The following is a 6304-nucleotide window of genomic DNA, read 5'->3' on the forward strand; positions in this document are numbered from 1 at the left end:
CAGCACCTCCAGCCGGCGAACCTGCACCGGCTTAGGGTCAAGCGTAGGGTCAAATCCAGACATGAAACGATCCGCCCAAGGGGATCGTCACCATCACCGGCCACCCCGCTCAGGGGAAGGTGGGGTCAGGACGGCGCTTACGGACGTTCACCGGGTCTGCCCTGATCATCGGGGGGCCGAAGCGGCGCAGCCTTCGCATCTCAGGCCACGGCCTCGAGGAATTCGGCGATCTCGCGGTCGCTCTTCAGACGGAAGATGGTATTACGGTGGGTATTACGGTGACAGTGCAGGTATTACGGTGACAGTGCAGGCCTTGCATGACCGCAGGCCGCAACACCGTAGCGGCCTCGTGCACCACTCCGATCGCGGCTCGCAATACGTGTCCATCAAGTACACCGAGCGCCTGGCGCAGGCCGGGATCGAACCCTCGGTCGGCAGCGTCGGCGACAGCTACGACAACGCCTTGGCCGAGACCATCAACGGCCTCTACAAGGCCGAGGTCATCCACCGACGCGGACCCTGGCGATCCTTCGAGGCCGTCGAACTCGCCACGCTCGAATGGGTCGACTGGTTCAACAACCGCCGCCTGCTCGCGCCCATCGGCAACATCCCGCCCGCCGAAGCCGAACAGCGCTACTACGCCAGCCTCGACGTCGAGGCGATGGCCGCATAACCTATACCAAATGGCCTCCGGCAAACCCGGGGCGGTTCATCTTGCTGTGCCGGCCGAGGCTTCGATGTGTTCAGACAACCATAGTTTCACCGTCCGCCAAACGGCGAATTGGGGGAAACCCGGCAATGTCGCCGTCCCATGCGAGCCCATGGATCGGCACTAGAGTGCGGGCCTTCGTGCTCTGAGCGAAGGCCCGAAGGTCAGCCGTGGAGGCGTGGCCACTGGTGTGGATATGGGCTGCTCGCGCCCCGCCTTCGTTGAACCAAGTTTGCGCTGTCTGGCCATCCGATGTCGGCAGGTAACCGCGCCACATCGACCAACTCCAAGCGTCGGTCGTGGTCGGGACCACGCCCGCGTTCCGGTAGGACTCGATCAGAGAGCTTCGGGTCATGATGACCCACTTCTCTGGCGATTCGGCCAAAGCCCGCGCGCTGATCCCGTGCTTGGCCATCCGGTCCACGAACTCGCCTTCGCCCTTGCCGAGGTAAAGCCGCGAAAAGTTGCTCGTGATGACGACCTTGAGGTTGGGCCAACCCGGTTGAGGGAGTTTGGCGAAGGCGCCGAGCTTCTCAAGCACCTCGGCGGTGTAGAGGTCTACCACCAGCGCCCTGCGAGTCTTCTTGCACGCCCGGTACAGCGTGACCGTGCGGTCCACGTTCTGCGCGGACCATGTGACGAAGACCCGCCCAGCGGTTTCGCGGAACAGCGCCTCGAACTCGTCCTCCAAGGCGTCTTCCGTCACGCAGGGCTTGTCACTGCCGAGGTTCGTCCCCTCCATTAGAAGGACGTCGATATCGTGGGGCGGTGAGGCCATCAGGCGTTCGACGAGCTTGGACTTCCTCCCGTGGGCGCGGAAATCTCCGGAGTAGAGGATGCGCTTTCCGGCGCCTTCCAGCAGAAGCATGTGGGCATCGAAGGCCGAGTGGTCGGTCAAGTAAGGCCGCACGCGGAACGGCCCCACCTGAATGTCCTGTCCGCTCTTCCAGTGCCGGAAGTCACGCTGAATGGGCTTACCGAAGATGCCGGAGGTAAGTTCGATCAGCCTCGCCGTGGGTTCGCCACAGTAGACGGGCCAGTCGGCGGGGGCTTCGGGCAAGAGGCCATAGTGATCCTGGTGCGGGTGGGAGACCAAAATCCCGTCCATAGGACGCTTAAGGTCCAGCGTTTCTGGCAGGAGTCCGGTAGCCTCCTTCGGCGCGTCCAACGGACGGCCAATGTCGAGGATCACCCGGCCTTCTTCCGTGGCAATCTCGATACAGTTGCCGCCGATCTCCTGCGTGGAGCGATGGACGGTGAGGCGAAGGTCGCTCACAAACGAACGCTCGACGCATTGCCTGCCACGATCAGGCGTCCCTCAAGTGCATCCACCAGCTTCTGGTGGTGTTTTTTCCAGACGTCGCCATCCCTTTGGTCAGCGTCAAAGTCCCCGACGATGAGGAACGGATTTGTGCTGATCGTGAAACTGTCAGCGCGACCAAGAAGCGCTTTTGCTTGGGCTTTTCGGGAATCTGAGAGCCCTTCGAGGTCCACTACGTTTTGCGCGGCCCGCAGGCACGAAGTCCGTATCTCGGCCTGATACTTTCCAAGAAGGTTCACATACCTTCCGATTTGGCCAATCACTCGGGCGTCCGCGTCGCCGCTCGCGCGCAGTTCCCCGTTTTGGAAGAGCTTGGCCTCGTAGAAAACAAGCTCAACGCCAGCCTCGCTTTCTTTCAACGAGGCGATATCAATGCGATCTGCGGACTTACCGCTCTCGCCCTCTGGGACCTCGCCCTCCGCTTCTCGGGTGAGAGCGATCTCGACATCAAAGACGGTGTTATTTCGCCGGATCACCTCCCCAACGAACTTCTTCTCACCGCCCGCATATGGCTTGGCCGCTCGTTTGATGGCGCTGAGGTCCGCCAGCGATGAGGTGAAAACAGTCGCGGGGTCCTCCCCCCAATTCGCCGGGAATTGAAAGACGCCTTGCCGAGCTTCAACCATCGGCGATTTGAGGGCAGGCTTCAGGAGGTACTTGTAGTGGGTGAACGCCCGGACTTCGGTGCCGACTAGGCGAAGCTGGGCGAGGCTGCATCCTCGATAGTAGGCGTTCAGGGCGCCGTCGCGGAAAGCAATGAAGATGTCCGGGTCGCCCAATAGGGACCGCCACCAGCCGCCGTCTACGTGCTCATGGAGCGCGTTCAACGCGCGTACGAAAACCTCGCTAACGTGATGCCGATATTCCATCAGTGCCCCTTACTCTGAATGGTGAAGCTCGCCTCTTTGGAGCCGCAGATCAAACGCAGTTCGTTGGGCGGTAACCGGCCAAGCTCAATTCGCGCGTAATCTCGTCGGACGAACACCGCAGAGGCGTTATCGGACAGGTCCCAAAACGACTGCCGGAACTGGAGGCTTTCTCGATCCCATTCATGCACGCGACCTAACCGCTTTAGGACCCTAGGGCCGAGATTGTGCAGGCCATCGCTAGTCAGCATCGCGCGCTTTGGCGGAGCGTCGCTGAGATCGTAGGTCTGATAAATCATCGACGGCCCGATCCCGACGAACTGTAATAGGCCACCGTCGCCAAGAGCCGTGGGGTCGATTTCCAGTAAGCCAGCGACAGTGTCGTCTGCGGTGACCTGAGCGATCTGGGCCTTCATCTCGTAGAGGCGGCTATCTCCGACATGGACGCCGACGTAGCGAGTGTCGGTCATGGCGAGCGCGGTCAGGGTCGTTCCGCCATCACCGTCGAGCAGTCCGAAGACCTCCGCGTTGGCGCGCAACATTGCGGCCTCTAGCGCTGCATCAACATCGCGCCGGTCTTCCATGAGGGCCACGATGAAGTGAGCCAAAGCGACGCTAGCGGCGAGGTCGCCCTGCTCCATGCCCCCCATGCTGTCCAGCACGCCCGCCACCAGCATTGGTGGCTGGGCGCCGTGGGAGCCGAACCAAGCGATGAATGCGCGGTCTTGGTTTTGTGGGCGCTGGCCTCGCAGGCTGAATAGGCTTGCTGCGAGGGTATGGTGGAAGGCGAGCGGAGACTTATTCGACGAGGCCAACACGTTGAATAGCCATCCGAGGGGGGCATCTGGGATTTGGTACATTACACCGCTTCTATCGAGCAGCGTTTGAATTGCGGGCTGGCAGCGATTTTTCTCATTTCGTGCCGGGGGCGTGGCATTTGCGCCGCTCACGCCGCGCACGAATTGCTACGCAAAGGCGAGGAATTGATCCCCGCCTAAATGCGGCATTTCGAATGTCAGCGAAGGGTCGATTTTGGCCAAATGAAAGGCTGCCGAAAGCCGACCCTCGATGAGAGGAGTTCTACGGCGTTGCGATCAGGGTCACGTTCAAGTCGCGCAAGGCGTCGACGAAGCCAGCCAATCGGGTCACTTCAAAGACGGGCGAGGCGCGCAGCACGCCTGGCGTCGTTCGCCGTACAGCGCGATTTGCCTTGCGGATTGATTCGGGCGCACCTTCGGAATGGGCGCGTATTAGGAGCCCCGAACGCGGCGATGGTGGCTCCATGGGCAGGAGGCGATTCGTGCCAAATGAGGATCTTGAGGTTGAAGGCAGGGCCTTCGAGGCTCTGCATGATGACCTGAAGCGGCAATACGGACCGGATGCTTGGGTTGTCGTGTCAGGCGGCGAACTGCGCGGCCACTTCACCCAATTCCGCGATGCCGCGAAATTCGTGGCGAAGAACTTCGCGGATAGACCCGCTCTGCTCCGGCAGGTCGACAGTGCACCCGTCCACGTGCCCTACGTCCTGATGAGGACCTAGATTGCCTCACGGGGGCAGCGCTGAAATCCGCGTTACCGCACTGGATGTCGAAGCCAGACTTCGACCTGTCACCGCTTCCAGCGAGACAACGATCTTCGCGGACGTCATGGGCGTGATCGACACGGGCGCGGACACGGTGCTTGTCCCGCGCGGCATCGCCAAACGCCTCGGCTTGCGCCCGATCCGGAACACCATCGCGATCCTCGCCAGCGGCGAGCAACGCGCCGCCATTTCCTATATGGGCGTCCTCGAAATCCCGGCGATCGGCTACCGTGACGAGATCGAGATGACCGCCATGACGGAGGGCGGAGAGTCCAACCACATCCTGCTCGGCCGGAACTTCCTGCGCGAATTCCTGGTCACGATCGACTGTGCGAACGACGTCGTCCACTACCAACGCGCCGACCACGGCTACTCCCCGCCCATCGACGACGAGTAGGCGCGCTCGGCGTGCGCGCCGCCGCCCCACGCCCTACCCCACCCGTGTCATCAAGTCAGTTGGATTGCGGTGACATCGGGTAATTGAGGTAGGCCCATCCAAGCCTTGGAATACGAAGTTGGAGCGAGGTGATCGCAGCGCTTCACGAAGGAGGATGGGCCATGGTTGAAGTCTATGTCGGGCTGGATGTATCGGACAAGTCCACGCATCTGTGCGTTGTGGACGGTAGGGGGGACGAGATCTGGAGCGGGGCGTGCGCGACCGATCCGGAGGTGATCGCCCGGACGCTGGAGCGGCGCGCGCCGGGGCGGGTGCGGGTGGTGCTTGAGACCGGGCCGCTGTCGGCGTTTCTCTATCATGGGCTGGTCGAGCGGGGTGTTCCGGTGACCTGCGTCTGCGCGCGCCATGCCAAGGGGGTGCTGTCGGCGCGGGTCAACAAGAGCGATCCGCATGACGCCGAGGGCCTGGCGCAGATGGCGCGGACCGGCTGGTTCAAGGCGGTGCGGATCAAGGCCGAGGCGACCCACATGGACCGGGCGCGGCTGAAGATCCGCGAGCAGTTGGTCGCCGCGCGCCTGGCCATGGCGGGCCAGCTGCGCGGCTTGCTGAAACTGTTCGGTCTGCGGCTGGGCAAGGTGACCACGCCTGGCAAGCGCCGCGAGCGGCTGGCGGCCCTGTTCGCGCTCAGGCCGGAGCTCGAGCCGATCCTGGCGCCGCTGACCGAGAGTCTCGAGGCGCTGGAAGCCCAGATCGCCAAGGCGTCAAAGGCCCTGGCGATCCAGGCGCAGGCCGATCCGGTGACGGCGCGCCTGATGACCGCGCCGGGCGTGGGGCCGATCACCGCCCTGGTCTTCAAGAGCAGTATCGAGGACCCTGGCCGCTTCGCTCGCGGCGAGGACGCCGGCGCCTTCGCGGGCCTGGCGCCGCGGCGCAATCAGTCCGGGGAGCGCGACCACAAGGGCCGCATCTCCAAGGCCGGCGATCGCATGCTGCGCTCCGCCCTCTACGAAGCGGCCAACGTGCTGCTCGCCCGGGTCAAGCGGCCCTGCGCGCTCAGGGACTGGGGCCTGCGGCTCGCCGAGACCAAGGGCCCAAAGCGCGCCCGCGTCGCCGTCGCCCGCAAGCTGGCCATCCTGCTTCACCGTTTGTGGCTCTCGGAAACCGACTTCCGCTGGGCCTGATCCGGCTCCGCGGACTTCAAGACCGAAGGCCACGAAAGGGACGATCCCGCTTACACTGTTGCGGCCACAGAGCCCGTCGGTGACATCAGGACGTCCCGCCCCATCCTCGCCTGACCGCGATCCTGCGGCATGGCCACCCAAGGCTCCCCAGCCAGGCCATGACCCCGAAGACAACCATAGACCACGGTCAGACACGCCAAGAACCACACCACACCATGAAATCAATTAGACAACAGTTTACTTAATTG

General features: G+C 63.1%; 6 protein-coding genes and 1 pseudogene. 4 read left to right on the forward strand and 3 right to left on the reverse strand.

Annotation, left to right across the window (positions count from 1 at the left end; genetic code table 11):
• Positions 1 to 307: 307 nt before the first annotated feature.
• Positions 308 to 673, forward strand: a pseudogene (locus Q0R13_RS15925) (integrase core domain-containing protein); the annotation flags it as partial.
• 70 nt (positions 674 to 743) lie between these two features.
• Here the strand turns inward: Q0R13_RS15925 and Q0R13_RS15930 are convergent.
• The 3 genes from Q0R13_RS15930 to Q0R13_RS15940 are packed head-to-tail and all read right to left on the reverse strand — an operon-like array spanning position 744 to position 3756.
• Entirely contained in the window at positions 744 to 1985 is a 1242-nt protein-coding gene (locus Q0R13_RS15930) for an MBL fold metallo-hydrolase (protein ID WP_293905664.1), read from the reverse strand.
• Positions 1982 to 2899: a hypothetical protein gene (locus tag Q0R13_RS15935; protein WP_293905666.1), complete on the reverse strand. Its 918-nt coding sequence runs from the start codon at positions 2897 to 2899 to the stop codon at positions 1982 to 1984. Before Q0R13_RS15935 ends, Q0R13_RS15930 begins: the two co-directional genes overlap by 4 nt.
• Entirely contained in the window at positions 2899 to 3756 is an 858-nt protein-coding gene (locus Q0R13_RS15940; RefSeq protein WP_293905668.1) for a hypothetical protein, read from the reverse strand. The genes Q0R13_RS15935 and Q0R13_RS15940 overlap by 1 nt, the downstream gene beginning before the upstream one ends.
• A 440-nt stretch (positions 3757 to 4196) precedes the next feature.
• Between Q0R13_RS15940 and Q0R13_RS15945 the strand changes: the two genes are divergently transcribed.
• The 3 genes from Q0R13_RS15945 (at position 4197) to Q0R13_RS15955 (ending at position 6056) form a co-directional block, all read left to right on the forward strand.
• The gene (locus Q0R13_RS15945) at positions 4197 to 4436 is read left to right on the forward strand and encodes a hypothetical protein (protein ID WP_293905670.1); all 240 of its coding nucleotides are present in this window, start codon (positions 4197 to 4199) and stop codon (positions 4434 to 4436) included.
• A 106-nt stretch (positions 4437 to 4542) separates the two neighbouring features.
• Positions 4543 to 4875 carry a retropepsin-like aspartic protease gene (locus Q0R13_RS15950; protein WP_293905673.1) on the forward strand — a complete coding sequence of 111 codons (333 nt, stop codon included), beginning with the start codon at positions 4543 to 4545 and terminating at the stop codon, positions 4873 to 4875.
• 161 nt (positions 4876 to 5036) lie between these two features.
• On the forward strand, positions 5037 to 6056 hold the full coding sequence (locus Q0R13_RS15955) for an IS110 family transposase (protein WP_293905675.1): 1020 nt from the start codon (positions 5037 to 5039) through the stop codon (positions 6054 to 6056).
• Positions 6057 to 6304 lie beyond the last annotated feature (248 nt).

This window comes from Phenylobacterium sp. (assembly GCF_025351295.1).
Taxonomy (GTDB): Bacteria; Pseudomonadota; Alphaproteobacteria; order Caulobacterales; family Caulobacteraceae; genus Phenylobacterium.

Bases quoted from the DNA above. Each gene is read 5' to 3' on its own strand.
- Q0R13_RS15935 (WP_293905666.1), bottom strand. From the start codon at position 2,899: ATGGAATATCGGCATCACGTTAGCGAGGTTTTCGTACGCGCGTTGAAC.
- Q0R13_RS15940 (WP_293905668.1), bottom strand. From the start codon at position 3,756: ATGTACCAAATCCCAGATGCCCCCCTCGGATGGCTATTCAACGTGTTG.
- Q0R13_RS15950 (WP_293905673.1), top strand. From the start codon at position 4,543: ATGGGCGTGATCGACACGGGCGCGGACACGGTGCTTGTCCCGCGCGGC.
- Q0R13_RS15955 (WP_293905675.1), top strand. From the start codon at position 5,037: ATGGTTGAAGTCTATGTCGGGCTGGATGTATCGGACAAGTCCACGCAT.